Source organism: Angelakisella massiliensis (assembly GCF_900104675.1).
Lineage (GTDB): Bacteria > Bacillota > Clostridia > Oscillospirales > Ruminococcaceae > Angelakisella > Angelakisella massiliensis.
The window spans coordinates 663513-689494 of sequence record NZ_LT629945.1 but is presented as its reverse complement, the minus strand read 5'-3'; the positions used below and the strand labels follow the sequence as shown (position 1 = coordinate 689494).

20 protein-coding genes, 1 tRNA gene and 1 pseudogene are annotated in these 25982 nt (G+C 55.7%); 8 read left to right on the top strand and 14 right to left on the bottom strand.

The window, feature by feature from the left end:
* Positions 1–24: 24 nt before the first annotated feature.
* From BQ5383_RS08570 to murD, 11 genes and pseudogenes are all read right to left on the bottom strand, one after another.
* Positions 25–1494 carry an NAD(P)/FAD-dependent oxidoreductase gene (locus BQ5383_RS08570; RefSeq protein WP_071431113.1) on the bottom strand — a complete coding sequence of 490 codons (1470 nt, stop codon included), beginning with the start codon at positions 1492–1494 and terminating at the stop codon, positions 25–27.
* Positions 1495–1774: 280 nt separating this feature from the next.
* Positions 1775–3208 carry an adenylosuccinate lyase gene (gene purB / locus BQ5383_RS08565; protein ID WP_071431111.1) on the bottom strand — a complete coding sequence of 478 codons (1434 nt, stop codon included), beginning with the start codon at positions 3206–3208 and terminating at the stop codon, positions 1775–1777.
* Between the two features lie 95 nt (positions 3209–3303).
* The gene (locus BQ5383_RS08560; protein ID WP_071431109.1) at positions 3304–4581 is read right to left on the bottom strand and encodes an adenylosuccinate synthase; all 1278 of its coding nucleotides are present in this window, start codon (positions 4579–4581) and stop codon (positions 3304–3306) included.
* Between the two features lie 433 nt (positions 4582–5014).
* A complete protein-coding gene (locus tag BQ5383_RS08555) occupies positions 5015–6280 on the bottom strand; it encodes a methionine gamma-lyase family protein (RefSeq protein WP_071431107.1) in 1266 nt (421 codons plus the stop codon).
* Between the two features lie 131 nt (positions 6281–6411).
* A complete protein-coding gene (locus tag BQ5383_RS08550; protein WP_083389760.1) occupies positions 6412–7377 on the bottom strand; it encodes an IS5-like element ISBian1 family transposase in 966 nt (321 codons plus the stop codon).
* Between the two features lie 27 nt (positions 7378–7404).
* Positions 7405–7701: pseudogene (locus BQ5383_RS20075) on the bottom strand (rRNA adenine N-6-methyltransferase family protein); the annotation flags it as partial.
* A gap of 98 nt (positions 7702–7799) precedes the next feature.
* Positions 7800–8765 (bottom strand): IS5-like element ISBian1 family transposase, encoded by a 966-nt coding sequence (locus tag BQ5383_RS08545; RefSeq protein WP_083389760.1) that lies wholly within the window; start codon positions 8763–8765, stop codon positions 7800–7802.
* Positions 8766–10055: 1290 nt separating this feature from the next.
* Complete coding sequence (locus BQ5383_RS08530) at positions 10056–10838, bottom strand: GNAT family N-acetyltransferase (protein WP_071431100.1); 783 nt, start codon at positions 10836–10838, stop codon at positions 10056–10058.
* Entirely contained in the window at positions 10835–11860 is a 1026-nt protein-coding gene (locus BQ5383_RS08525) for a M42 family metallopeptidase (RefSeq protein WP_071431098.1), read from the bottom strand. The genes BQ5383_RS08530 and BQ5383_RS08525 overlap by 4 nt, the downstream gene beginning before the upstream one ends.
* Positions 11857–12894, bottom strand: coding sequence for a M42 family metallopeptidase (locus BQ5383_RS08520; protein WP_071431096.1), 1038 nt, complete (start codon positions 12892–12894; stop codon positions 11857–11859). Before BQ5383_RS08520 ends, BQ5383_RS08525 begins: the two co-directional genes overlap by 4 nt.
* A gap of 235 nt (positions 12895–13129) precedes the next feature.
* Positions 13130–14533, bottom strand: a complete 1404-nt coding sequence (gene murD / locus BQ5383_RS08515; RefSeq protein ID WP_071431094.1) for a UDP-N-acetylmuramoyl-L-alanine--D-glutamate ligase — start codon at positions 14531–14533, stop codon at positions 13130–13132.
* A gap of 333 nt (positions 14534–14866) precedes the next feature.
* On the opposite strand from murD, the gene BQ5383_RS08510 reads away from it, so the two are divergent.
* Together BQ5383_RS08510 and BQ5383_RS08505 are read left to right on the top strand one after the other, a co-directional pair.
* Positions 14867–14951 (top strand) — tRNA-Leu (locus BQ5383_RS08510).
* Positions 14952–15234: 283 nt separating this feature from the next.
* Positions 15235–15930, top strand: a complete 696-nt coding sequence (locus BQ5383_RS08505; protein WP_071431092.1) for a YoaK family protein — start codon at positions 15235–15237, stop codon at positions 15928–15930.
* A gap of 420 nt (positions 15931–16350) precedes the next feature.
* Here BQ5383_RS08505 and BQ5383_RS08500 read toward each other — a convergent pair whose 3' ends face one another.
* The gene (locus tag BQ5383_RS08500; protein WP_071431090.1) at positions 16351–17373 is read right to left on the bottom strand and encodes a LacI family DNA-binding transcriptional regulator; all 1023 of its coding nucleotides are present in this window, start codon (positions 17371–17373) and stop codon (positions 16351–16353) included.
* Between the two features lie 284 nt (positions 17374–17657).
* On the opposite strand from BQ5383_RS08500, the gene BQ5383_RS08495 reads away from it, so the two are divergent.
* The 5 genes from BQ5383_RS08495 to BQ5383_RS08475 all read left to right on the top strand — a co-directional run bounded on the left by BQ5383_RS08495 (position 17658) and on the right by BQ5383_RS08475 (position 21538).
* Positions 17658–18971 (top strand): 2-hydroxycarboxylate transporter family protein, encoded by a 1314-nt coding sequence (locus BQ5383_RS08495; protein ID WP_071431087.1) that lies wholly within the window; start codon positions 17658–17660, stop codon positions 18969–18971.
* A gap of 119 nt (positions 18972–19090) precedes the next feature.
* Positions 19091–19597, top strand: coding sequence for a hypothetical protein (locus tag BQ5383_RS08490; protein WP_071431085.1), 507 nt, complete (start codon positions 19091–19093; stop codon positions 19595–19597).
* Entirely contained in the window at positions 19525–19887 is a 363-nt protein-coding gene (locus BQ5383_RS08485; RefSeq protein ID WP_071431083.1) for a hypothetical protein, read from the top strand. Before BQ5383_RS08490 ends, BQ5383_RS08485 begins: the two co-directional genes overlap by 73 nt.
* Complete coding sequence (locus BQ5383_RS08480; RefSeq protein WP_071431081.1) at positions 19884–20684, top strand: alpha/beta hydrolase; 801 nt, start codon at positions 19884–19886, stop codon at positions 20682–20684. Before BQ5383_RS08485 ends, BQ5383_RS08480 begins: the two co-directional genes overlap by 4 nt.
* A gap of 41 nt (positions 20685–20725) precedes the next feature.
* Positions 20726–21538 (top strand): alpha/beta hydrolase, encoded by an 813-nt coding sequence (locus BQ5383_RS08475; RefSeq protein ID WP_071431079.1) that lies wholly within the window; start codon positions 20726–20728, stop codon positions 21536–21538.
* A gap of 145 nt (positions 21539–21683) precedes the next feature.
* Here the strand turns inward: BQ5383_RS08475 and BQ5383_RS08470 are convergent, their stop codons facing one another.
* Both BQ5383_RS08470 and BQ5383_RS08465 read right to left on the bottom strand, forming a co-directional pair.
* Complete coding sequence (locus tag BQ5383_RS08470; protein ID WP_071431077.1) at positions 21684–22169, bottom strand: hypothetical protein; 486 nt, start codon at positions 22167–22169, stop codon at positions 21684–21686.
* A gap of 149 nt (positions 22170–22318) precedes the next feature.
* Positions 22319–23860 (bottom strand): YifB family Mg chelatase-like AAA ATPase, encoded by a 1542-nt coding sequence (locus BQ5383_RS08465; protein ID WP_071431075.1) that lies wholly within the window; start codon positions 23858–23860, stop codon positions 22319–22321.
* A gap of 322 nt (positions 23861–24182) precedes the next feature.
* Here BQ5383_RS08465 and BQ5383_RS08460 point away from each other — a divergent pair, with 322 nt between their 5' ends.
* Positions 24183–25892, top strand: coding sequence for a phospho-sugar mutase (locus BQ5383_RS08460; RefSeq protein ID WP_071431073.1), 1710 nt, complete (start codon positions 24183–24185; stop codon positions 25890–25892).
* Positions 25893–25982: the final 90 nt, after the last annotated feature.

Here is a 25982-nt window from a genome sequence, read left to right as displayed (position 1 = left end):
TTGCTTTTCACGGCAAAGATGTGATTATTGCTGTTCCTGCCGCTCCTTGCAGCAGCGGATGAATTCCTCCCGGGTCACACGGGAAGCGCCTTCCTTTTCCACATCGGTTCGTCCGTCGATCTGGATGCCATATTCCCGTTCTATCACCTCTTTGATCCGGGGACGGCAGAACTGCCCCTGACAGAATCCCATGGAGGCCCGGGTGCGCCGCTTAACTCCGTCCACGGTCGTTACCTGGATACCCCGATGGAGACAATCCACGATGGTTCCTTCCTCCACCTGCTCACAGCGGCAGATAATTTTTTCCGGGCAGGAGGGGATGTCCAGCAGTTTGTTGATTTCGCTGAAAGGACGGGGCTGCTTTCCGGATTTGATGATGGGAGCCCGGTAGGGATCGTAGTCCGGTTTTTCCTCCAGTATCAGCCCTTGTTCTCCAAGAATTTCTGCCATCAGGTCAGCGATGGCCGGGGAGGAGGTGAGGCCGGGGGACTGAATACCGGCAGCATTGAGAAAGCCGGGAACCGCTGTGGCTCCAATCACAAAATCATCGGTGGAGGCCACTGCCCGGATGCCGGTGAAGCTGCGGATGAACTTGGTGGGATCTATTTTCGAGGTGGTGTGGAAGCCCGCCTGATAGATGGCGTACAGCCGGTCCACATGGGTGCTCCGATCCACGGTTCCATCCTCATCAATGGCGTCCGGCCCCAGGAGAAGATTGCCATGGTAGGTGGATGTAACCAGAATTCCCTTTCCCATTTTGGAGGGCATCTGGAACACCACAGTGTTCAGAGCTTTTCCTGTGCCGGGGGCGAATAACAAATATTCTCCGGTTCTGGGACGGATATGGAAGGTGGGCTGGTTGACCATCTGATCCACCCGGTCGGAGAACAGGCCGGCACAGTTGATGACAAAGCGGCTTTCAAAGTCTCCCCCGCTGGTATGAACAAGGAATCCGTCTTCTTTCTTCTCAATAGCTTCCACAGGGGTATTGAGATGAAACTCCACGCCGTTATGGATAGCGTTTTCCGCCAGGGCGATGGCCATTTCATAGGGGGAGCAGACCCCTGCCCCCTCGCAGTAAAGGGCGTAGACTACATCGGGGTTCAGGTTGGGTTCCAGAGCCAGAATCTCCTCCCGTTCCAGAATCTTCAAGTCTTTAAGGCCATTTTTGATGCCGTTTTCCAGCAGACTCTGGAGCTTGGGCAGGTCTTCCGGATCGGTTGTCATCACCAGACTGCCGGTTTTCCGAAAACCGAAGTTCAGCTCCCGGTCCAGCTGTTCAAACTGGATTCGGCCCTTGTAGCAAAGACGGCCCTTTGTTTTTTCATGAGCTTCGGCATAGCCGCCATGTACAATGGCGCTGTTGGCCTTTGTGGCCCCCATGGAGACATCTGCCTCCTTTTCCACAACCGCCACCGACAGTTTGTATCGGGAAAGGCGGCGGGCAATGGCGGTTCCGACGATTCCTGCGCCGATAATCAGTACATCTTTCATAAAAAAACCTCCTGAATCAAATACGGTGATGCTTTCGGACTTCTTCCAACAGGTAGGGATTATTGGAACAAGATGTGACCGGAGACTTATCTGATTCCATCGCCCCCATTATAACAGGAGATTCCTTCTGATACAATGATGCCCATCTAGGGTGAGATTTTTTCTGAAACGCCCCCCGATGGAGGTTTGATAGCCTGCACCGGGGGGCATTTGGATGAGGTTTGGATTTTTACCCACTGAAAAGCGGTTTTCTCAGGGACAACAGAAAAATAAGATCCTTTTATACCCGTACTTCCGCGTCATAGGCTTTAATATGGGGATATCGGGCCAGAACGGGAGCAACCACGTCCCGCAAAAATTCGGTGACCTGTCCGGGGGCGCGGCCCACATATTTTTCCGGCTGGAGGATGGCTTTCAGCTCCTCCAGAGTGACGCCGAAGGCGGGATCGGCAGCGATCCGCTCCAGCAGGTCGTTTTCTCCGCCTTCTTCCTTGATGATTCTGGCGGCGGCCATGGAATGGACCCGGATGCGCTCATGAAGCTCCTGACGGTTGCCGCCCCGTTTGACAGCGTCCATCATGATGTTTTCGGTAGCCATGAAGGGAAGCTCCCGCATCAGATGAGCGGTGATGACCTTGGGATAAACCACCAGACCGTCGCAGACATTGCGGTACAGGGTGAGGATGGCGTCGGTGGCCAGAAAAGCCTCGGGAACGCTGATGCGCTTGTTGGCGGAATCGTCCAGGGTCCGCTCAAACCACTGGGTGGCGGCGGTCATGGCGGGGTTCATGGCGTCGGCCATCACATAGCGGGACAGGGAGTTGATCCGCTCGCTGCGCATGGGGTTGCGCTTGTAGGCCATGGCGGAGGAGCCAATCTGCTTTTTCTCAAAGGGCTCCTCGATCTCCTTCATGTGCTGGAGCAGGCGGATGTCATTGGCAAACTTGGAGGCGGACTGAGCGATACCGGAGAGGACATTCAGGAAACGGCTGTCCACCTTCCGGGAATAGGTCTGGCCGGAAACAGGATAAACCCCGGGGAAGCCCATCTTTTCGGCGATCTTTTGATCCAAAGCCCGGACCTTCTCCTCATCCCCGTCAAACAGCTCCATAAAGGAAGCCTGGCTGCCGGTGGTGCCCTTGGAGCCCAGCAGACGGACGGTAGACAAGCAGTGCTCCACATCCTCCAGATCCAGCAGCAACTCCTCCATCCACAAAGTGGCCCGTTTGCCTACAGTGGTGGGCTGTGCAGGCTGGAAATGGGTGTAGGCCAAAGCGGGCAGGTTCTTCCACTGGTCGGCAAACTTGGCCAGATCCCCCAGCAGCAGCACCAGCTTGTCCCGAATCAGCTCCATGGCCCGGGTCATGAGGATCAGATCGGTGTTGTCTCCCACATAACAGGAGGTAGCCCCCAGATGGATGATACCGGCAGCCTTGGGGCACTGCTGACCATAGGCGTAGACATGGCTCATTACGTCATGGCGGACCTCTTTTTCCCGGGCCTCAGCCACGTCGTAGTTGATGTCCTCCTGATGGGCCCGCAGTTCTTCCAGCTGTTCATCGGTGATGGGCAGGCCCAGTTCCTGCTCCGCCTCCGCCAGGGCGATCCACAGCTTGCGCCAGGTACGGAATTTGGCGTCGGAGGAAAAGAGATGCAGCATTTCCCGGCTGGCGTACCGGGAGGAGAGGGGAGACTGATAGGTGTCGTAGCTCATGGCAACCTCCATAGATGATGATTTCAGCCTGGAGCCGGGATGAATCAAAATCAAGGCATCCTCCCCGGCCCCGGGCTGTTTAAAGTTGTTGATCCTTATTCCATTGTAACATACTGATCCCGTTCTGGTCCAACAGAAACGTACTTAATTTTGCAGTTCACCTTTTCCTCGATATACCGGATATAGGAGAGTGCCTCAGCAGGCAGGTCCTCCACCCGGCGGCAATGGGACAGGTCAGCCTGCCAGCCGGGGAGATACTCGTAAATGGGCTTTGCCTTGTTCAGCTCGTCGCCCCAGGGGAATTCCTCCACCCGGCCGATGCCTTCCACTTCATAGGCTACGCACACGGGGATTTTCTCCATGCCGGAAAGGACGTCCAGCTTGGTGAGAGCCACCTCATCGGCTCCCTGCATCCGCACGCCGTACCGGGAAGCCACCACATCAAAACCGCCCACACGGCGGGGACGTCCGGTAGCCGCGCCGTATTCACCGCCTGCCTGACGAAGGGCTTCCGCTTCCTCACCGAACATCTCAGCGGTAAAGGGGCCTTCGCCCACACAGGTGGAGTAAGCCTTCATGATGCCCACCACCTGATCCAGCTTCCGGTTGGGGATACCGGCGCCGATGGGGGCGTAGGCGGCAATGGTGGAGGAGGAGGAAGTATAGGGATAGATACCGAAGTCGATATCCCGCAGCGCGCCCAGCTGGGCTTCAAACATGATGTTTTTACCCTCGGCGGCAGCCTGGTTCAGGTAAAGGCCGGTGTCGCAGACATAGTCCACCAGCTGGCCGCCATATTGGGTGATCCAGCTCCACAGCTCCTCCATCTGCACCGGAGCGGCGTGGTAAGCACCTTCCACCGTCAGGTTCTTCCATTCCACAATGCCCTTGAGACGCTCCTTGAGAGCGGGAAGGGTCTTCAATTCGCCCATACGGATGGCCTTTTTCAGATACTTGTCCCCATATACCGGAGCGATGCCCCGGCGGGTGGAGCCGAACTTGGCGTCTCCCAGACGGTCCTCCTCCAGCACATCCTGCATCACATGATAGGGCAGGCAGATAACGGCCTTGTCGCTGATTTTCAGGTTTTTGGGGCTGATGGCCACGCCGGCATCTCTCAAACGTCCGATCTCACCACAGAGATGGGCCAGGTCGATGACCATGCCGTTGCCCATGACGTTGACCACTTCCGGGCGAAGAATGCCGGAGGGCAGCAGATTGAGGATGAATTTCCCCAGGTGATTGACCACGGTATGGCCGGCATTGTTGCCGCCCTGATACCGCACCACGATATCATAATTCTGAGAGAGCAGGTCCACCATGCGGCCCTTGCCCTCGTCACCCCAGTTGATGCCGGTGATAGCTGTGAGCATAAATGATTCCTTCCTTTCCAATGACCCGCCCCGCAGAAAAAGGAGCGGTGGTTCCAAACTGAAAAAAGATGCTCGTCCACTGTGGAGAAAGCAGTTTCTTTCCCGACCTTCGACCCTCCTTTTGGGAACGGAGTTCCTAATGGCAAGCATTAGCACAACTTATGACAAACATCTTTTATTACGGAAATGATTATACATTCCCCGGCCAGCGCTGTCAACAAAAAATTCTGTCGTTTTTTGTGAGACAGGAAAAAACAGGCTCTCCGCCAGGGAAAATCCGGCAGAAAAAGCCTGTTTTTGTTGGAAATCACAATTTTGAAGGAAACTGCCCGTGACTTACAAAAGCCCCAGCAGTTGTTTTTGAGGAAAACAGCTTTCCTTTTACCTGCTCAAAGGCTGTTTTCTACAATGGAGGGCGTGAAACTCAGCGGGATCACAGTTTCAGCAGTCCACGCTCCAGCATTTCCTGAGCGGAGAGGATAACGCCGATTTTACCGGTGGGGTAGGTCAGACCACCCTGGAGCCAGGCGGCGTAGGGTTCCCGGAGGGGAGCGTCGGCGGACAGCTCGATGGAAGCGCCCATGGTGAAAGCGCCTGCGGCCATGATCACCTGGCTGTCATAGCCGGGCATATCCCAGGGCTCGGGGGCGGCGAAGGAATCCACAGGGGAGCCCTTCTGAATACCCTGGCAGAAGGCGATGAGTTGCTCAGGACCGCCGCAGAGCACCGACTGAATGATATCGGTCCGCTCCTCGCTGGCAGTGGGAGTTACCTGGAAGCCCAGCAGGCTGTAGAAGGCAGCGGCAAAGGCGGCGGTTTTCAGGGCCGCAGCCACTACGGCAGGGGCGTTGAACAGACCCAGGTACATACTCCGCAGTACATCCAGGGTACAGCCCACTTCCTTGCCCATGCCGGGGCAGGTGAGACGGTAGCCGCACTGCTCCACCAGGTCCCGCCGTCCGGCGATATAGCCGCCGGTGGGGGCGATGCCGCCGCCCAGATTCTTGATGAGGGAACCGGCTACCAGATCGGCTCCCACCTGGGTGGGCTCCAGACGCTCCACCAGCTCGCCGTAGCAGTTGTCCACCATCACAATGGCGTCGGGATTGACTTCCCGGGCGGCGGCGATGATGGAGCGGATGGTTTCAATATTCAGCGAGGGGCGGAGGCTGTAGCCTCTGGAACGCTGGAGATACACCATCCGGGCTCCTTTAGCTTCCCGGCGGATGCCCTCATAGTCGGGGGTGCCGTCAGGAAGCAGGTCCACCTGGCTGTAGGTGACGCCGAATTCCCCAAGGGAACCGGTGCCTTCTCCCCGCAGGCCGATAGTTTCTTCCATGGTGTCATAGGGGCTGCCGGTCACCGATACCATCCGGTCACCGGGACGCAGCACGCCGAACAGGGCGGTGGCCAGAGCGTGGGTACCGGAAACAAAGGTGTGGCGGACCAAAGCGTCCTCGGTGCCGAAAATGTCGGCAAACACCCGGTCCAGGTCATCACGGCCCCGGTCACCGTAGCCGTAACCGGTGGTGCCTTTGAGATGGGATTCGCTCACCCGGTTGCGGATGAAGGCGGAAAGCACCTTGGCACTGTTATACTCGCAATTTTCATCGATCCGCCGGAAAGCTTCCCTGGCGGTTTCCTCGGCCTGGGCGGCCAGATCCATTAACCGCTGGTCAATGGAGAAAAAGTTGTTCATGGGTCCAATGCTCCTTTATGTCAGATAATTAAGGCAATACCGCATAAATGCCACAATCCGCATTATACAACAGGTGCCAAGTAAAAACTGTGGATAACCTCGGAAGTTTTTGTCCGCAAAGGCGCACTAACTCAAGCTGCCAGACAGGGTCTGTCAGCCAGAATCAGATTTGCTAACGCAAACATGATATTGAATTTGGCTTGCTGCTTTTCAAGCCCTCGGTATCGTGTTTTTCGAAAACGCAGCTGCTTCTTAACGACACCGAATACATGCTCTACTTTTGCCCGGACGGAAGATTTCGCCCGTTCCGCTTTCTTTGCTGCGTACTGTCCGCTTTTGCTCAGTTTCTTCATCTGCGATGGACGACGATTGATCTTGTACTTGATTTTCCGGCCAGCTTTGTTTCGGACTACGGCATCTTCGCGCTTACCTGCGCCGAGATAACCGCTGTCTCCATAGACTGTTTCTTCCTCTCCCGTCAACAATTTCGGCACTTCCGCAACGTCGTGGACATTTGCCGGTGTGGCTTCCACTGTGTGAACCAGTCCGCTGTCCTTGTCCACGCCGATATGTGCTTTGTACCCAAAGTGCCAGGTGTTGCCCTTCTTGACCTGATGGGCATCCGGATCCCGTTTCTTTTCCTTATTCTTGGTAGAAGAGGGGGCGGAAATGATGGTGGAATCTACAATGGTGCCCTTTTTCAGAATGAGGCCACGTTCCATGAGCGCAGCTACCACCTGAGCGAACAACTTTTCCTGCAGTCCGTTCTTGATCAGCAAGTTCCGGAACCGGCCAAGGGTATCCCCGTCCGGAACCTGGTTGCTGGAATCGACACCGCAGAACTCCGAAAATGCGCGGCTGTCGATGGCTTCTGCCACTGTGGCCTCATCACTCAGGTCATAGAGGTTTTGCAGCAGATACAGTCGGAGCATGATCTCCAGCGGATAGGGTTTGTTGCCGCGCTCTCCTTTGTAATAGCACGGCTGAATCATGGCAAGCCATTCCTTCCACGGGACAATCCGTTCAATCTGACTGAGAAATTCCTTTTTCTTCGTCCGCACCTGTGCCAATTCGTCACTGAATGCGGAAATCGTCATCTGTTTATCCATAGGTTTATTATATCACACTTGGCGGTATCTGGCACTTTTTTCTGTGCGGTATTGCCTTAANAAGTACGTATATAGCTTCCAATATTTATCTGGAACATCTGTGGTATGGCGGGTAAGTTTTATTAAGACACTGTTTACTTTTGGTTTAGGATGAAAGCATTCCGCTGGCAGCTTAAGCAATTGCTGAATCGAGACTTGAGTGTGCAAGAGCAACCCTAGTGTTCGGTGAATATCCAAGGTACGCTTGTAGAATCCTTCTTCAACAATCAGATAGATGTCAGACGCATGGCTTTCAAAAACCACTTTTTTAAGGCAATACCGCATAAATGCCACAATCCGCATTATACAACAGGTGCCAAGTAAAAACTGTGGATAACCTCGGAAGTTTTTGTCCGCAAAGGCGCACTAACTCAAGCTGCCAGACAGGGTCTGTCAGCCAGAATCAGATTTGCTAACGCAAACATGATATTGAATTTGGCTTGCTGCTTTTCAAGCCCTCGGTATCGTGTTTTTCGAAAACGCAGCTGCTTCTTAACGACACCGAATACATGCTCTACTTTTGCCCGGACGGAAGATTTCGCCCGTTCCGCTTTCTTTGCTGCGTACTGTCCGCTTTTGCTCAGTTTCTTCATCTGCGATGGACGACGATTGATCTTGTACTTGATTTTCCGGCCAGCTTTGTTTCGGACTACGGCATCTTCGCGCTTACCTGCGCCGAGATAACCGCTGTCTCCATAGACTGTTTCTTCCTCTCCCGTCAACAATTTCGGCACTTCCGCAACGTCGTGGACATTTGCCGGTGTGGCTTCCACTGTGTGAACCAGTCCGCTGTCCTTGTCCACGCCGATATGTGCTTTGTACCCAAAGTGCCAGGTGTTGCCCTTCTTGACCTGATGGGCATCCGGATCCCGTTTCTTTTCCTTATTCTTGGTAGAAGAGGGGGCGGAAATGATGGTGGAATCTACAATGGTGCCCTTTTTCAGAATGAGGCCACGTTCCATGAGCGCAGCTACCACCTGAGCGAACAACTTTTCCTGCAGTCCGTTCTTGATCAGCAAGTTCCGGAACCGGCCAAGGGTATCCCCGTCCGGAACCTGGTTGCTGGAATCGACACCGCAGAACTCCGAAAATGCGCGGCTGTCGATGGCTTCTGCCACTGTGGCCTCATCACTCAGGTCATAGAGGTTTTGCAGCAGATACAGTCGGAGCATGATCTCCAGCGGATAGGGTTTGTTGCCGCGCTCTCCTTTGTAATAGCACGGCTGAATCATGGCAAGCCATTCCTTCCACGGGACAATCCGTTCAATCTGACTGAGAAATTCCTTTTTCTTCGTCCGCACCTGTGCCAATTCGTCACTGAATGCGGAAATCGTCATCTGTTTATCCATAGGTTTATTATATCACACTTGGCGGTATCTGGCACTTTTTTCTGTGCGGTATTGCCTTAAAATAATTTGCGGGGAAAGATTTGGTTGAAAAAAGAAAATGGAATACAGAATTGCGGGCCCGGCGCAGCCGGGGGTGGTATCGTCAGTCTGTAGCCCTCATGCTCGGCGGGACAAAGTCCCGCTTGCTTCGGCTGCTTGGTTGGTAAACGCCTTCCCGACGCCTTCGCTGCGCTACCAACTTTTCCCGGGCGTTGGTTATTTCCATTTTATAAGGAAAAAAGAACGGCTGCTTTTGCTTCCCCGCCCAGTACGCTCGGAAAATCGCTTCAAGTCGCCCCTCCACTTCAGTACAAAAACAAAATTCCTTTTGGAATATGGAGGGAAAGTATCTGGACCCGGCACAGCCGGGGAGGCATACTTTTTGTGGTATCGTCAGTCTGCAGCCCTCATGCCGGGCGGGCACTTCCTTTGGAACGAACCAAAGGAAGCAAAGTTCGCCAGCGTACCGCTTCGCCGACACAAAGTCCGCTATGCTCCAGCCCCCTGAGCGGGGGCTATCCGCCCGCTCCCTTGTGTCGGCTCCTCCGGGAAAAGTCACGCTTGCTTCGGCTGCTCGGTTGCCTGTGCCCTTTAGGGTAGTAAACGCCCTCCCGACGCCTCCGCTGCGCTAGCAACTTTTTCCGGGCGACGGTGTTTTTATTTGATGCGGAACCGGTATTCCGTTGCGCGGATAAGGTAGAATTCAAATCCGCCCCAGGCGGATGGAGCTTGAGACGAAAGTAAACAAACAGGACCGCTCTCCTGCAAACCGCCGGTTTTGTTCTTTTATAGGCGGCGGATAAACCGCCGCCAGCGGGTTTCTCCAGCTCTCCAGAAAATCACAAGGCTTGTAAGATGAAATGAGATGATAAGTCCCTTTTCTTGCAAGCCACCAGTTTCACTCTCTTCAGGGGCGGCGCAGCTAAGCTGCGCCGCCTTGGAGCCGCACATTTGCGGTACTACCAAAATTTCCTCTTGAATTTTAATAGCCTCCGCCCGAAAAAAGTTGCTAGCGACCAGACGGCGTCAATAAGGCGCGCTTGCAAGCCTTTAGCCGGACGGGAGCGGGACTTTTTTCGGAGGAGCGGGGGCAAGGAAATGAAGTGGATGGTCCCCGCCCAGGGGACCGTAACGGAATGGACTTTGCCCCCGCGAGAGTCCCTTTGGGCGCATCCCTTCGTACTTCCCTGTCCCCCGGCACAAATCTTCGCTTCACATACCTGGGAAAAGACCGCCCTCTCATCCCTTGGCCACATATCGATACACCGGCTGGATTTCCTCGAATCCCAGGGGACGATACAATTTTGCAAGGGGGGGAACGCAGCAGAGAACAGGAACCTTGTCCTGTTCCTTTATAAAGCGGGCAGCATGCCATGCGGCCAGACGCCCCAGTCCCCGGCCCTGATGTTTGGGGTCCACCGCAACCGCCCCTACAGTGCCCCAGGTATGGCCCAGGGGAGAAGCAGCGGAAAGGGCGACTGGTTCCCCACCCAGAAGGAAAAAGAAGCTTTGTCCCAGTCCCTGACGCTGCCGCAGGAGGCTGGTGGAAAGAAATCCATCCCGTGCTTCCCCGGGTAGAGCGCCCCACCGGCACTGGAGGGTGGAAAAGGTGCCCACATTCAAATGAGGCTCCCATTCCTGGGCGGGGAGGACTTCCACTTCTGGTCCCACAGGTGGCTGTGAAATCAGGTGGGGACAGATCATGGCTGCAAATTCTGTTGCTTCAAGCTCGGGGAAAAAAGAAGGGGGAAGATTGGTTTCCAGAGCGGCAAAGCCAATCATCCGCAGAAAAGCGGCTCCCTCTTCCCAATCCTCCGGAGGCAGGGAGGCGATAACGGTTCCGTTTCCCACCCGACAGACAGTCCCCCGGGCGGGTCCTTCCTCCTCCGCCACCGCCAGCCAACATTCCACCGGGGCGCCTGGACGATGGAGTGCCGCCCAGGACTGAGTCAGAGGGGCCAGACATGGATGGGCCCCCGCCGAGAAAAGACGGGGGTCGTCAGGATTGATCCAGGCAATCATCCGCCGAAGGTTTCAATCAGCACTTCCAGCAGCTTTGCTCCATCCTCCAGGTCCTTTTTGGAAGCGACGCAGGAAGCGGAATGGATATACCGGGTGGGAGTGGATACCGCCAGCACCTTGGCTCCGGCAGCCCCCGCCTGATAGCTGCGGCTCTCGTTGCCGCCGGCCACCAGTTCTTTGGTCTGCCAGGGGATCCCCGCTTTGTCAGCGGCGGCGCAGGCATCCCGGTACAGCTGCCGGTCATAGATGGTTCCCTTGTCCATGAAGGAGATCACAGGGCCTTTGTTCAGGGCGCAGACGGTCTTGTGGCCCGGCACTCCCGCCAAATCGGAAGCGGAGGTGCACTCCACGGCGATGGCGATTTCGGGGCGCTGGGAGAAAGCGGCGGCCTTGGCTCCGGCGCAGCCGGTCTCTTCCTGAACGGAAAAGACGAAAGTGCAGTCATAGGGAAGGGGACGGCGGATCAGCTCAATGAGCATGGCGCAGCCGGCCCGGTCATCAGCGGCCCGGCCGCAGAAGCAGTCTTCTCCTAAATCGGTGCAGGACCCCATAAAGGTGGCCTGGTCCCCGGGAGTGACCATTTTGGCCGCCTCTTCTTTGCTGGAAGCGCCGATATCAATGAGCATTTCCGACAGGGGAGTATATTTTTCCTTTTCCTCCGGGGTGAGGACATGGATAGGCTTGCAGCCGATGACGCCGGGGATTCGGTTGGGTCCTACCTCCACCATCCGTCCTGCGGTAACGGGGGGCAGGATGCCACCCACGGCGCTGAAACGGAGCATACCGGAATCCTCAATATAGGTGATGATAAAACCCACCTCGTCCATATGGGCGGACAGGAGCACTTTATGAGCTGTGGGGTGAAGACCTTTTTTGTGAACGATGAGATTGCCCATGGGATCAGTCTCAGCGGATTCGCAGAAGCCCTCCACCGCCCCAAGAATATATTCCCGGACCTGGTCTTCGCAGCCGGAGATACCCCGGAGAGCGGCCATGTCCTGATAACGTTCATAGATGGTCATGCCTTCGCACCCTCCTTTACATACTCCGCCATCAGCCGGGCGGTGTTGATCACGTCATCCAGATGGATGGTTTCCACAATGGTGTGCATATTCCGCTGGGGGATGGACAGCAGTGCTGTGCGGACACCCCGTCCGGAGGAAGCGATGGCGTCGGTATCGGTGCCGGTGCGTCCTCCCATCACCTCAGGCTGCCAGGGGATGCCGGCGGCTTCCGCCACTGCCATCAGCCGGGAAGCCATTTCCCGGTTTACCGCGGGAGCAATGCCCACGCAGGGGCCGCCTCCCATCTTGCGGCAGCGATGCTCCGGAATGCCAAAGCCGTTGCCGAAGGTGACGTCCACGGCGATAGCCTGGTCAGGAGTGAGATGGAAAGCGGAGGTGGGTGCGCCGCCGCCGCCAATCTCCTCCATGGAGGCCAGCAGCACCGTCACCTTCCAGCCGGGCTGGAGGCGGTGAAGCTCTTCCGCCGCCGCGATGACCGATACGCAGCCGATGCGGTCATCCAGAGCGTTGGACACCAGATATTTCTCGTTCATCAGGGTGAAATGGCCATCCAGGGTGATCAGATCCCCGGGAGCGAACCGCTGGCGGGCTGTCTCGGTGGAGCAGCCGGTATCAATGAGCAGATCCTCAATCTTCGGGGGCTTTTCCCGGTCCTCATCAGAAGCCAGGTGAGGTGGCACCGAGGCGATCACACCGGGAAAATCTCCGTTTTCCGTGTGGATGGTCACCGGTGCGGCGGGAAGGAGACGGCGGTCAAAGCCGCCCACGTTGGCTACCCGGAGAAAACCGTTTTCCTCCAGGTGGGTGACGATCAGACCGATCTGATCCAGATGAGCTTCCAATACAATATGAGGGGCATCGGGAGCGCCGGGGCAGACAGTGCAGCAGACGCTGCCCAGAGGAGAAATTTCCACCTGTCCCATGGGGGCCAGCAGTTCCGCCGCCGCGGCAGCGGCAGGGTATTCCCGTCCGCTCACCCCATGGACCTGGGTGAGGCGTCGGGCCATGTCCAAGATACGTTCCTCTGTCATAGAAGAAATACCTCCTTTTATTTGAAAATCCGAAAAATGCCATCATAGAGAACGTTTTCCGCCAATGGATAAAGTCCTCAAAGGGACGATGCTGCGTTACATGACAAAAGGCCAGAAAAGGCAGGGGGCGGCGAATCGGCCTGCCGCCCCCTCAACTATGAAAACGAACAAAAGAAAGTCACCGTTGGGCAGAGAACGCATTCTCTCTCCCGGCAGCATCAAAAGGGGGGCGCCTTTACTCCAGGGCGTTGACCAGCTCTTTGAAGTAGCGGCCTCTGGCCTCAAAATTGGGGTACTGGTCGAAGCTGGCGCTGGCAGGAGAAAGGGAAATGATATCCCCCGGGCCGGCAGCTACCTGAGCCAGATGCACCGCTTCCGGCAGGCTGTCGGCGTGAAGAATAGCCAGGCCGCTTTCGCTGAAGCCCTTGCAGCTGCGGACCGCTTCCTCAATGCGGGGGGCAGTGGCGCCGGTAAGAATGAGCACCTTCACATGGCTGAGAATCTCGGGAGCCAGGGGCTCATAGGGAATGTGCTTGTCATAACCGCCGGCGATGACGATCAGCTTCTGATCGAAGGACCGCAGTCCGGCGATGGTACGGGTGGGGCTGGTGGCGATGGAATCGTTATACCATTTGACACCATTGAGTTCCCGGACGAACTCGATGCGGTGCTCCACCCCGGCGAACTGGGTGCCCACCTTGCGCATGGCTTCTTTGGGGACATAGTCCCAAACGGCGGTGACGGCAGCCAGGAAATTTTCCACGTTATGCTGTCCCGGCAGCTTCAGGGTCTCGGAGCGAAGCAGACGGGTCTGGCTGTCATTGTCGGAGTACCAGATGACGCCGGAATTGTCCATCCAGGCGCCCCGCTGAACAGCGGAGAGGCGGGAGAACTTTTCAATGCGGCCCCGCACCAGCTTATCAAAGCCATTGGTGATGAGGTTGTCGGCGTTGAGAACGGTTTTGCCGAAGCCATTCTGGTGGAGGAAGATGTTCTCCTTGGCTTCGATATATTCCTCCATATCTTTATGGACGTCCAAATGATTGGGAGAGACGTTGGTGACCACCGCCACATCCGGGCTTTGGCGCATGGAGATCAGCTGGAAGCTGGACAGTTCCGCCACCACAAAGTCCTCCGGCTGCACCTTTTCAATATCCGGCAGCAGCGCCCGGCCGATGTTTCCGCCCAGATGAACGGTTTTTCCCGCTTCCTTGAGCATTTCGGCAATGAGGGTGGTGGTGGTGGTTTTGCCGTCGCTGCCGGTGATGCCGATGGTGGTGGCGGGACAGAGGTCAAAGAATACCTCCACCTCACTGGTAATGATGGAACCGGCCCGGCGGGCGGCCTGAAGCTCAGGGGAATGGAAATTCATACCGGGGGTGCGGAAAATGATATCCCCGCCCAGGCGGCGCAGATATTTGGGACCCAGCTCCATGGGGATGCCCAGGGATTCAAACTCATCCCCGATAGCCCCCAGCTCTTCCCGGGTGCGGCGGTCGTAGACCACCACGGGGATCCCCTTCTGATGGAACATACGGATCAGGTTGGTGTGGCTGACGCCGATGCCGATGATGGCGACCTGTTTTGTTTTCAGACGGTCAAAAAAGACCGATGCTTTGGTAGAGGGTTGCAGGCTCATAAGCAGACGCTCCCTTTCCCAGTCTGCCGGATGGCCGGAGACTGCAGTGATATCAATAATCAAAAAGTCCGAACAGTACCTATTATACGTTCCGCGGCGTAAAATTTCAACGGTTTCAGGTGGAATTGAAAGGGAATCCAAGGAGAAAGAGAGCCGTTTTCGCACCATAAAAAGCGGGCGGGGAAGGAAAGGTCGAAAACTGTCTGACCTCAGAAATCCACCTCAAAAAATTTTTGCGAAAAAAATAGAAAAAGGTGTTGACACCGGCTTAAAGCGATGCTATAATAAGCAAGCGTTCTTCGGGAAACCAAAAGAACCACGACAACTGAAAATGCGGATGTGGTGGAATTGGCAGACACGTATGATTCAGGTTCATATGCCCACAAGCATGCAGGTTCAAGTCCTGTCATCCGCACCAGGCAAAAGCCTGGAGCCATCAGGCTCCAGGCTTTTTGTTTTGCTTCTGTGAAAGCTTAGGTGCTCTGTGGCAGACCCGGGGTTGGTCTGTACTTTTCAGGCGGGGCAGGCGATATGTCGCTTGCTTCGTCTTTTTTTCAGAAGAAAAGCCGGAGCGCTGATGCCAGAGAAATCATCTTGAGTTTTTTCACGGTACAGGGGTCATTGCAATGAAAATTCGTCCCTCCCCAGTTCAGGCTGGGATGCGTTGCCCAAGAGGGGATGAAGGAAAGGAGAAGGTCAGAATGGATAAAATCCATGAGCGGCTGGAAACAGGTATTTTGCTGGCCATTGCCGGGGGATTTCTGGACGCATATACTTATATTACCCGGGGCGGCGTTTTTGCCTACGCCCAAACCGGAAACATGGTGCTGCTGAGTATGCGCTTCACCAGAGGGGAATGGACCCAGGCCCTTTATTATTTTGTCCCCATCACCGCCTTTACCATTGGCATCATCGTCACCGAATACATCAGCCGGGTCTGCGCCGCCCAGAGAGGGGATGGCTGGCGGCGGGTAGTGCTGGGGGTGGACGCGGCGATTCTGCTGGTGATCGGTCTGCTGCCTGCCTCGGTGCCCAATCCGGTGGTGACGGTAACCATTTCCTTCGCCTCTGCCATGCAGTACAACAGTTTCCGTAAGGTCTCCGGGCTGCCCTACGCCACTACCATGTGCACAGGCAATCTTCGTTCGGCAGTGGATCAGTTGTGCCGCTGGTGGTTTGACCATGATGGCCAGGCGGGAAAAAACAGCTTCCATTATTTTTGTATCATCTTTTATTTTTGTGTGGGAGCCGCACTGGGTACCGCTTGTACCCAGTGGTGGGGCCTTCGGGCAGTGTGGGCCTGTTCGCTGCTGATGGCGCTGATTCTGGAGCGGCTTCGCCGGCAATCCCGGATGGAGGACGCACAGGAGCAAAAGCGTGACCCGCAGAAAGCGTGAAAACCTTGGGTGTTTTGGGTTCTCCTTTCTGACAGAAACCTGATAAAAAACGTTAAGGGCGGCGGAGATGCTAATCTCCGCCGCCCTTAGACTGTAAAAAAGTTTATTTTCAAGGAACAAATAAAAATTGAAAATCATAAAAATCAGGACATGCGCCTGATTTTTATACCACGACCCGCGCCCACCAGGGCGCGAAACCGGGGGTATCGCCGTTGGTTTCGTCAGGAACCAGGCGGCATATCCAGGGGGACCGGGTTCCCCTGGAAGCAGCGGCAGAGATGCAAGTCTCCGCCGCCCTTATTCTTCAGGCTGCCCAGCAATCAGTTTGAGAAAAACGAAGAAGTTTGCTCCACAGAAACAGGTGGATGTTCTGTAAGCCGGAGCCGAAAATCTCCCGGTATCCTGATGAAAAACGGGTGCTCATATAGCAGGGACAGTTTGCGGGGGCGCCGAACTTTTTCGGGAAATCAACGAGGGAAAGATCGTTTCAGGAGGCAGGGGGCCATTACACTCGTCCCATTTACGGATGAGATTGACCGCCTTTCGGGCAATGCGGTCGAAGTGCATGGTGATGCTGGTCAACTCTCCGTTAAAATAAGAGGTGGGGAAGGAATCTCCATAGCCGACAATGGACAGATCATCAGGTATGGTAAGCCCCTTTTGGGTGGCTTCATGCCATACGCCGCAGGCAATCAAATCCGAAGCGGTCACGATGGCTGTGATGCCATGATCAATCAGCTTCCGGAAACCTGTGTGTCCGGTTTCCACCCCATAGGGTCCCTGGAAAAGCAGAAGGGGATCCACGCTCAGGTCATATTCCTCCATGGCGTCCCGATAACCCCGCCAGAAACTCAGGGAGCTGTCATAAACAGCTGGTCCGGTGATGCATCCGATCTTCCGGTGACCCAGTTCCAGCAGATGGGTCACCGCCAGAAAGCCCCCCTGCTGGTGGGAAGGAGCGATGGAATTGGCCAGCAGCCGCTGTCCCACGCATCCCAGGGAGACCACAGGTATATTGACCCGGCTGAGGGCTTCCAGGTAGCCGGGAGAGTCAATGGGCAGACAGCTGGGATCAAAAATCAGGCCGTCCACCTTTTTCTTGATGAAATTTTCAATCTGCAGCAAAGCGTCCTCCGCTCCGGGCCTGGCGATGGAGACCATAAGATAGTAGTCGGCATTGCGGCAGGCGCTTTCCACTGAGCGGAGCAGAGTGGAGAAATGGTAATATCCGTTTTCGGGCAGGATCAATCCGATGATCCGGGTTTTTTTCGTAACCAGGCTGACCGCCGTGGGGTTGGGCGTATAGTTGAGCTCCTGAGCGGCGGATTCGATCAGCTGCCGGGTCCGCTCCGAGATCCGGTTGTCTTTTTTGTTGAGAACCAGAGAAACCGTGGTGATGGACAGCCCGGTTTTTTTAGCCACATCCTTGATGGTGACCCCCATTTCGCACACCTCTTTTTCAAAAACACTCCCGGGAGTTCACTTTTATTTTAGACTATTTGACACAAATAATCAAACAAAAGAAGTAAAAACGTTTTACTAAATCCAACAAATCGGGATTTTTGATAGATTTCGCAAGGGAAAATGCACAAAAGATACAAAAAAATATTGTTAAAACAATGATTTTTATAAAATGAGATTGACTTTCCGACAAAATGTGACTATCATAAGGGCATGAGGTAAATCGATTTATCATCTGTTGTCGTAAAGTGAGGAGGATCGCGAAAATGAACAAATTGAAAGAAACCAAATTGTTGGGATTTCCGCTGTGGATGTTCCTGATCCTGTTTGTTGTGATGATCTTCGTGGCAGCCAAGGACATCATGCTCTCCAACATGGTGGGCGCGCTGTGCTTCGCTTTGGTTGTCGGTACTCTTCTGGGCTGGGTGGGCGACCATATTCCGGTCTGGAATACCTGGTTCGGCGGCGGTATGCTGTTTACCTGCCTGGCAGCCGGTGCCCTGAACACCTTCAATCTCATCGGCCAGGGTGCCAAAGACGCCCTGAACACCTTCAACGGCACCACCGGTTTCCTGGATCTGTACATTCTGGTGCTGATCACCGGTTCCGTTCTGTCTGTTGACCGTAAAATGCTCATCCGCTCTTTTGCCGGATATATTCCCACCATCATCGCCGGTGTGGCCTGCGCTCTGGGTCTGGCCGGTATTGTGGGCGCTGTCACCGGCGTAGGCGCGCTGGAAGCCATCATGACCTATGCCATTCCCATCATGGGCGGCGGCAATGGCGCCGGCATCCAGCCCATGAGCAAGATGTGGGCAGCTGCCACCGGCGGAGACGCTTCCACCTGGTTTGCTTCCGCATTCGCCATTATCAGCCTGGGCAACCTGGTGGCAGTATTCTGCAGTGCTTTGCTCAATAAGCTGGGCCAGGCGAAGCCCTCCCTCACCGGTAACGGCCAGCTGATGAAGGGCTTTGAGAACGTCGGCAGCAATGATCCTGCTGCCAGCATCAAGCCCGGTCCCATGGACTATGCCACCGGCCTTGTTCTGGGTCTGTTCTGCTACAACCTGGCTACCCTTTATGCAAACCATATCTCCATCATCAACAATCACCTGGATCTGGGCTTTACCATCCATCAGTTCGCCTTCATGGTCATTCTGGTGGCGATCCTGAACATCTCCAACATCCTGCCTCCCGAGATCCGGGCTGGCGCCAAGGGCATGCAGATGTTCTTCGTCAAGTATATGTCTTTCCCGCTGATGATCACTGTCGGTATCGGCACCAACCTGTCTGACTATGCCAAGGTGTTCACCAACCCTGCCAACCTGCTGATCATCATCGCCACTGTGGCGGGCGCTATGATCGGTACCTATCTGATGGGTATGGTATTCAAGTTCTATCCTGTGGAATCCATGCTGACCGCTGGTCTGTGCATGGCCAACGGCGGCGGCTCCGGCGACGTTCAGTGCCTGGGCGCGGCAAACCGGATGGAAATGATGTCTTACGCGCAGATCTCTTCCCGTATCGGCGGCGCCATCATGCTGGTAGTAGCATCCTTCTTCTTTGGCAGATTCCTTTAAAAGCTCATTGCAGCCCAATGCTTCGGCATTGTGAAAAGACAGCCGCGGCGATCAGATGGCTCGCGGCTGTCTTTTGATCTTACTCAGGCGGCAACGCCGCTTTCCGGGAGAGTGAAAGAATGAAACAGCAGAGAAAACAACTGGAGTTTCAGGTGAATGGTCCTTATCGGGACTATACCCTGCGATGGGTGCGCCTCCATCGGGAGAATAATCAGCGCCTGCTGCTGGTACTGGTGCCCACGGTGCTGTATATGTTTACCAGCAATCCTGTATTTCTGCTGATCGGTCTTTGCTACCTGGCGCTGGCCCTGCTGTACGGAAAGCGCCAGCAGGGAAAACTTCTGGCGGAGCTGGCCGTTTTGGAGCAGAAGAGCCTGGAGCGGCTGGAGAAAGGGATGGATGATTGGGGAATCCCTCCGCAGCGGCGATTCACCTTTGGCTACCGCCGAACGGAGGAGAGCTTCCAGCCGGTATTGCTGTGCCGATGGGAGGATACGCTTTATCTGTCGGGAAAGATTCTGGTAAAAACTGCATCTATGGAGTGGACGGTCAGATGCTGTACCTGCTGGATGTGGATGAACAGGCCCTGGCCTGTCAGCCGGAGCTGCTGCCGTTATCAGAACTGAAGTGGGAGCGGTGCCCCCTCTGTCATCAGGATCTGCTGCGGCAGGAGGGAATACGGCTCAATGATTTTTTGGTCATAGAAAGCTTTATCTATGGAGTGCTGCTGGAAGAAATGAAGGCCGGCTCAAACAAGAAGCTCCTTCATGCCTCCTGGCATTTGACCCAAATGAGGAAAGAACCGGTTTATCAGACTCTCCTGAGCAATGGGGATACACTGCTGCTGTCCAAGATGGCTTGGGATCTTCTGACCCCGGAGCAACCGCAGACCGCAGAGAAAGCAGGTGGGAAATGAATATCCAGGTATATCAGACCAAGCTGACTTCCTTGGACATGGATGTGACCTTCCGGGTCATGACGCCCGATGGCTATGAGACCAGCAGCTGCCGCTATCCGGTGCTGTATATGCACGACGGACAGGACCTGTTTTATGACGAGGACGCGGTCAATGGACACAGCCTGCGGTATGCCCAGTATTACCGCCAATACAGCCGCTATCTGCCCCAAATCATCATTGTGGGCATCGATTGCCCCATGAACAATGCTGTACGCACCAAGCTGTATACCCCTTACACCAAGCACTTTGAGGTGCCGGAGGGGGTCAACTTTGAATCGGACATTCAGGGGGACGGCAAAGCCTATCTGGAGTGGATCACCGGTGAATTGAAACCCTGGATCGACGCCAACTACCGCACACGTCCCGAAGGGGAATACACCGCCCTGGGCGGCTACAGTACCGGCGCCATTGTCAGCACCTATGGGGTGCTGTGCTATCCCCAGTATTTCTCCCGGCTGCTGGTGATGAGCGGTGCTTTCTATATCTGGATGGACTGCCTGGACAAGACCCTGGACAGCAGCAATATGGATCATGTCCGCTATATTTATCTGGACGTCAGCACCAGGGAACAGGGGCGTTATACCACCCCGGAGCAATACATGGCGGGTACGGCCATTATGAACCAGCGCTTTATCAGTTATGGATTTGATGAAGACCATTTGCAGTATCAGGTGATCGAGGGGATGACCCATGACCAGCGTGCCTGGCGTTTGAGATTTCCAGACGCTGTACGGTGGGTATTCCGCGACCTGTGACAGCTTTGGGGCCCAGCGCCCCGCGGTGAAAGGAGACAAAAATGAAAATTGATGTTATTGACACCAAAATTACCACACTGGACCGTCCTGTCCGGGTACGGGTGTTGACACCCAATGGTTATGAGAACAGCGGAAAGTCCTATCCTGTGCTTTATGTCAACGACGGCCAGGATGTTTTCCGGGACGACCAGGCCTTCTGGGGCGCGGAGAGCCTCCGCTTTGAGCAGTATTACAAGGATTACGGCAAATTTATGCCGGAGATCATCCTGGTGGCCATCGAATCCCCCGAGGACCATGCTCTGCGTACTGCCCAATATTCTCCCTATACCAAGAATTTCGATGTTCCGCCGGAAAAGAAGTTTGAGCCTCGCATCGAGGGCAAAGGCAAGGAATATCTGGCCTGGCTGACAGGGGAGTTCAAGCCCTGGATCGACGCCCATTACCGCACCAAGCCCGAAGCGGAGTGGACCGGTATCTGCGGCTACAGCACCGGCGGCCTGATCAGCATCTACGCTGCCCTCACCTATCCCCAGGTCTTTGGACGGCTGCTGGCCATGAGCAGCGCTGTCTGCATTTGGATGGACTGCCTCAAGGAGACTCTGGATGCCGGTTCCTATGATCATCTGAAATACATCTATATGGATGTGGGCACCAATGAGTTTGGCCGCATGACCACCAAGGAGGAGTTCCTCCAGGGAGCCAATGATCTCTATCAGAATTATCTGGATCATGGGGTACCCACAGAGCGGATCAAGTACAATATCTATCCCGACGCCATTCACAACCAGAAGGAATGGCGGGTCCGTTTCCCTGATGCCATCCGCTGGGTGTATCAGGATTGCTCCTGCTGCTGAAAAAAGAGAAAATTTCATAGATTCCTCGTACACACAAAGCGTCCGGGCTTCTTTCCGTTGTGGGAAGGGGCCCGGACGCTTTATACAATGTTTGTTTTGGAGAACTCCATGCAGGAGCCGCCCCACAGGGACAGAAAAAAGCAGATTACCGTTTTACGGCATAAACAGATATGGTATCCTCCAGCAGGTCATATACCTTTTCATATAACTCCTCCTGCCCGGAAATATGATAATGGGTATCGCCGAACTGGGCGGAATTATATGAGGGAAGATTGCAGAGATTCACCAGCATGGACAGGGTATCCGCCTGTTCCAGCGATACTTTGATTGTGAAATACACCGAGTTTTCCGAAACGGTGTAGTTTTGCGGAGGAAGAAAGAACCGGTTTCGGATTTTCGCCTCAAGGAACAGGGAGGTGAGGGCGTCATTGAGCTGCTGTGAAATTTCTTCTCCGGGAATGTCGGCATCGTAGGTGCTGCCATCCTTTTCAAAGGTAGCGCTGATAAATGTGATCTGAGGGTTGTTCTCCTGCTTTATCATCGGCTTTTCCCGGAAGAAAGCGGCTGCCGCTGCCACAATGACCAGAAGAAAAAGGATCGCCCAGTACCTTATTTTTTGCTTTCGCTTCATGGCTTACCTCCTGTGGATATGATGGGAAGGTTTTTCTGCTGTCCATCCCCTGGATAAAAGGCTTTTGTTTGGGCTGGAGATCTCTCCCCAGCAAACCGTAAAGAGTGAGGGCAGCTTCCATCGAGGCTGATATCTGATGGCAGGTGGTTTTACATCTCCGATACGTCCGGCTGCCAGTATTTCCGGTCCAGGTTGCGGAACTGAATGGCTTCCGCGATGTGGTCTGAGTTGATCGTTTCGCTCCCTTCCAAATCCGCGATGGTTCGGGAGACCTTCAACAGCCGGTCATAGGAGCGGCCGGACAGGCCCATTTTATCATAGGCGGCTCTGAGAAGGGCGGCAGCGTCGTCGGTAAGAGAGCAGAAACGGCGCAGCAGAGCTGGAGTTAACCGGGCGTTGCAGGGGATACCCGCATCCTTGTACCGCTGCTGCTGAAGCTGCCGGGCCTTTATCACCCGGGAGCGCACCTGAGCGGAGGATTCCCCCGGAGCGGCGGAGGAGAGGGCGTCATAGTCCACCGGCGGCACCTCCACATGAATATCCAGCCGGTCCAGCAGCGGACCGCTGATCCGCCCCAGGTACATGGCCACCTTGGTGGGACTGCACCGGCAGGGTCGGGTGGGGTGTCCGAAATAGCCGCAGGGGCAGGGGTTCATGGCGGCCACCAGCATAAAGGAGCTGGGGTAACGGACCCGGGCGGCGGCTCTGGAAATGGTGACAGTGCCATCCTCCAGGGGCTGACGCAGGCTTTCCATGGCCGCCTTGGGAAACTCCGGCAGCTCATCCAGAAACAGCACCCCATTGTGGGCCAACGAGATCTCTCCGGGGCGTGGAGGCGCTCCTCCCCCCACCAGACCGGCGGAAGAAATGGAATGATGAGGCGCCCGGAAAGGCCGGACCGTCAGCAAGGGCAGCCCCTGAGGCAGCGCTCCGGCAATGGAATGAACCCGGGTGCTCTCCACCGCTTCCTCAAAGGAGAGGGGCGGCAGGATGGAGGGCAGACGCTTGGCAAGCATACTTTTACCGGTGCCCGGGGGCCCGATGAGCAGCAGGTTATGTCCCCCGGCAGCGGCGACCTCCAGGGCACGTTTGGCGTTCTCCTGTCCCCGGACGTCAGCCAGGTCAGGCATGGGTGGTTGGGCGGGAGCGGTAAAGGTCATCTCCGAAGCTTTTTCCAGAGGGCTTTTCCCCTGGAGAAAAGCGATGATCTCCTCCACCCGCTGGACAGGGTACACCGGGAAGTCCGGCACAGCGCTGCCCTCGGCGGCGTTCTGGTAGGGGATGAAAATCCGCTGGAGGCCCTGCCTGCGGGCTTCCAGCACCATGGACAGCACCCCATTGACCGGCCGAAGCTGGCCGTCCAGGGAAAGCTCCCCGACAAAGGCGCTTCCCTCCAAAGGAAGGGTACATCGTCCCGAGGCGGACAAAATCCCCAGCAGGATGGGCAGATCATAAAGGGAGCCGGTTTTTTTGGTGTCCGCGGGAGCCAGATTCACCACGATCCGGGCATCCGGCAGGGAAAAGCCCAGATTGGCAAGGGCGGCCCGCACCCGGTCTTTGGATTCCCGCACCGCCGCGTCCGGCAGACCGACTACATCAAAATGGGGCATTCCCCGGGAAAAATTCACTTCCACTGTCACCGGATAGCTGTCGATGCCTTCCAGCCCCAGAGAGGAAAGGGCGCAGTACACAGGCAGTCCCCCTTTTTGGCCCTAAGCCATGATGGGCGGGCGATTGGAAGATACGCTCCAACAGCCTCGCCGCTGTGTTGAAAAGCTTTTGGGATTAGGTTGTCTTCTTTTTCAGTATAGCGGTTTCCGTCAGGAATTACAACATGGAACATCACCCCTGGGCATGGGGAAAGGCAGGCAAATTTCCCCTGGAATCGATTGACACATTTTCTGTGATGGATTATCATAAATGTATGTAAGGACAGGCTGCTCCAGGGCCGCCGGGTCCGGTTATGAAGTGTGAATTGGTGCCCTCCACAAGGGCGGAAGGGAGCTTTTAAGTATGGAGATCATGCAGCAGTATGAAAACTGGTCGTCCAGAGCGCTGGAGGACCCGGCTCTCAACAAGGAGCTGGCGGAAATCCAGGGAAAGCCGGAGGAGATCAAGGACCGCTTTTATTGCGATCTGGAGTTCGGCACCGCCGGTCTCCGGGGTGTTTTGGGAGCGGGCACCAACCGGATGAACATCTATACCGTCCGCAGAGCTACCCAGGGCCTGGCGGATTATCTTCTGACGGTGAAAAAGACCCCCTCGGTGGCCATCGCTTATGACAGCCGCATCAATTCCACCCTGTTTGCCCAGGAGAGCGCGGCGGTGCTGGCGGCAAACGGCGTCAAGGCCTATATTTACCGGGAGCTGATGCCCACACCGGCCCTGTCCTATGCGGTGCGGGAGCTCCACTGTGACGCGGGCATCAATATTACCGCCAGCCACAATCCCTCCAAGTACAACGGCTACAAGGCCTATGATGAGACCGGCTGCCAGATCACCGGTGAAATTGCCTCGGCTGTGATGAGCAATATTCTTAAAACCGATATTTTCGATGGTGTGCGCCACGTTCCCTTCCAGCAGGGGCTGGACAGCGGCATGATCCAGTATATCGACGAAGAACTGGTTCAGCGGTATATTGGCCGTGTGCTGGAGGAACAGGTGAATCCCGGCCTGTGCAAGGATGCCGGCCTGAAGCTGGTATATACCCCCCTCAACGGCGCCGGACGCCGCTGCGTACTGACAGCTCTGGAGCGCATCGGCATCACTGACGTCACCGTGGTCAAGGAACAGGAGATGCCCGATGGCAATTTCCCCACCTGCCCTTATCCCAACCCGGAGATCCTCCAGGCCATGCAGCTGGGTCTGGATTTGGTGGAAAAGCTGGGGGCCGACCTGCTGCTGGCTACTGACCCCGACTGCGACCGGGTGGGCACCGCAGTACTCCAGGACGGCAAGCCCCGCCTCATCACCGGTAACGAGATGGGCGTACTGCTGATGGATTATATCGCCCGGTCCCGCATCGCCAACGGCACCATGCCCAAAAATCCCGTAGTGGTCAAGAGCATTGTCAGCACCACCATGACCGAGGCGGTGGCCAAGGAGTATGGTATTGAGGTGCGGGCGGTCCTCACCGGCTTCAAGTATATCGGCGAACAGATCATGCGTCTGGAGCAGGCGGGAGAGGAAGACCGGTTCCTCCTGGGCTTTGAGGAGAGCTACGGCTACCTGTCCGGCGGTTATGTCCGGGATAAGGACGCTGTGGACGGCTCTCTGCTCATCTGCGAGATGGCTGCCTGGTACAAAAAGCAGGGCAAACATCTGGGCCAGGCTTTGGATGAGATGTACGCTAAATACGGCCGCTATCTCAACAAGGTGGACAGCTATACCTTTGAGGGCAGCGACGGCATGGCCAAAATGAGCGGTATTCTGGAAACACTCCGGGCCGGTCATCCCACCCAGATTGCCGGTATCCCCGTCAGCTATACCGCTGATTACCGCACCTCCCGCCGGGTGGAGAATGGCGTGGAAACGCAGATTGATCTCCCCTCCGCCAATGTGCTGGAATATGGTCTGGGCGAGGCGGGCAGCCTCATCGTCCGTCCCTCCGGTACAGAGCCCAAGCTGAAGCTGTATTATTCCCTCAAAGCTGCCACCCTGGAGGAAGCTCAGGATTTGCTGGCCAAAGTGAAGGCTGCCGCCGAGGAGCTGCTGGGGCTGTAACCCGGCAGGTTTTGCAGGGAAAAAGACACGGGAGTGGGGCGCAGGTTTGTACCAGGGGTTACGCCCAAAGGGACTCGTCCCTTTGGAAAC

Excerpts from the sequence above, each read along its gene's own strand:
- BQ5383_RS08495 (WP_071431087.1), top strand. The coding sequence starts at position 17,658 with ATGAACAAATTGAAAGAAACCAAATTGTTGGGATTTCCGCTGTGGATG.
- BQ5383_RS08555 (WP_071431107.1), bottom strand. The coding sequence starts at position 6,280 with ATGAACAACTTTTTCTCCATTGACCAGCGGTTAATGGATCTGGCCGCC.
- BQ5383_RS08485 (WP_071431083.1), top strand. The coding sequence starts at position 19,525 with ATGCTGTACCTGCTGGATGTGGATGAACAGGCCCTGGCCTGTCAGCCG.
- BQ5383_RS08470 (WP_071431077.1), bottom strand. The coding sequence starts at position 22,169 with ATGAAGCGAAAGCAAAAAATAAGGTACTGGGCGATCCTTTTTCTTCTG.
- BQ5383_RS08525 (WP_071431098.1), bottom strand. The coding sequence starts at position 11,860 with ATGACCATCTATGAACGTTATCAGGACATGGCCGCTCTCCGGGGTATC.
- murD (WP_071431094.1), bottom strand. The coding sequence starts at position 14,533 with ATGAGCCTGCAACCCTCTACCAAAGCATCGGTCTTTTTTGACCGTCTG.
- BQ5383_RS08530 (WP_071431100.1), bottom strand. The coding sequence starts at position 10,838 with ATGATTGCCTGGATCAATCCTGACGACCCCCGTCTTTTCTCGGCGGGG.
- BQ5383_RS08505 (WP_071431092.1), top strand. The coding sequence starts at position 15,235 with ATGGATAAAATCCATGAGCGGCTGGAAACAGGTATTTTGCTGGCCATT.
- BQ5383_RS08475 (WP_071431079.1), top strand. The coding sequence starts at position 20,726 with ATGAAAATTGATGTTATTGACACCAAAATTACCACACTGGACCGTCCT.
- purB (WP_071431111.1), bottom strand. The coding sequence starts at position 3,208 with ATGAGCTACGACACCTATCAGTCTCCCCTCTCCTCCCGGTACGCCAGC.
- BQ5383_RS08460 (WP_071431073.1), top strand. The coding sequence starts at position 24,183 with ATGGAGATCATGCAGCAGTATGAAAACTGGTCGTCCAGAGCGCTGGAG.
- BQ5383_RS08570 (WP_071431113.1), bottom strand. The coding sequence starts at position 1,494 with ATGAAAGATGTACTGATTATCGGCGCAGGAATCGTCGGAACCGCCATT.
- BQ5383_RS08480 (WP_071431081.1), top strand. The coding sequence starts at position 19,884 with ATGAATATCCAGGTATATCAGACCAAGCTGACTTCCTTGGACATGGAT.
- BQ5383_RS08500 (WP_071431090.1), bottom strand. The coding sequence starts at position 17,373 with ATGGGGGTCACCATCAAGGATGTGGCTAAAAAAACCGGGCTGTCCATC.
- BQ5383_RS08545 (WP_083389760.1), bottom strand. The coding sequence starts at position 8,765 with ATGACGATTTCCGCATTCAGTGACGAATTGGCACAGGTGCGGACGAAG.
- BQ5383_RS08550 (WP_083389760.1), bottom strand. The coding sequence starts at position 7,377 with ATGACGATTTCCGCATTCAGTGACGAATTGGCACAGGTGCGGACGAAG.
- BQ5383_RS08520 (WP_071431096.1), bottom strand. The coding sequence starts at position 12,894 with ATGACAGAGGAACGTATCTTGGACATGGCCCGACGCCTCACCCAGGTC.
- BQ5383_RS08560 (WP_071431109.1), bottom strand. The coding sequence starts at position 4,581 with ATGCTCACAGCTATCACCGGCATCAACTGGGGTGACGAGGGCAAGGGC.
- BQ5383_RS08490 (WP_071431085.1), top strand. The coding sequence starts at position 19,091 with ATGAAACAGCAGAGAAAACAACTGGAGTTTCAGGTGAATGGTCCTTAT.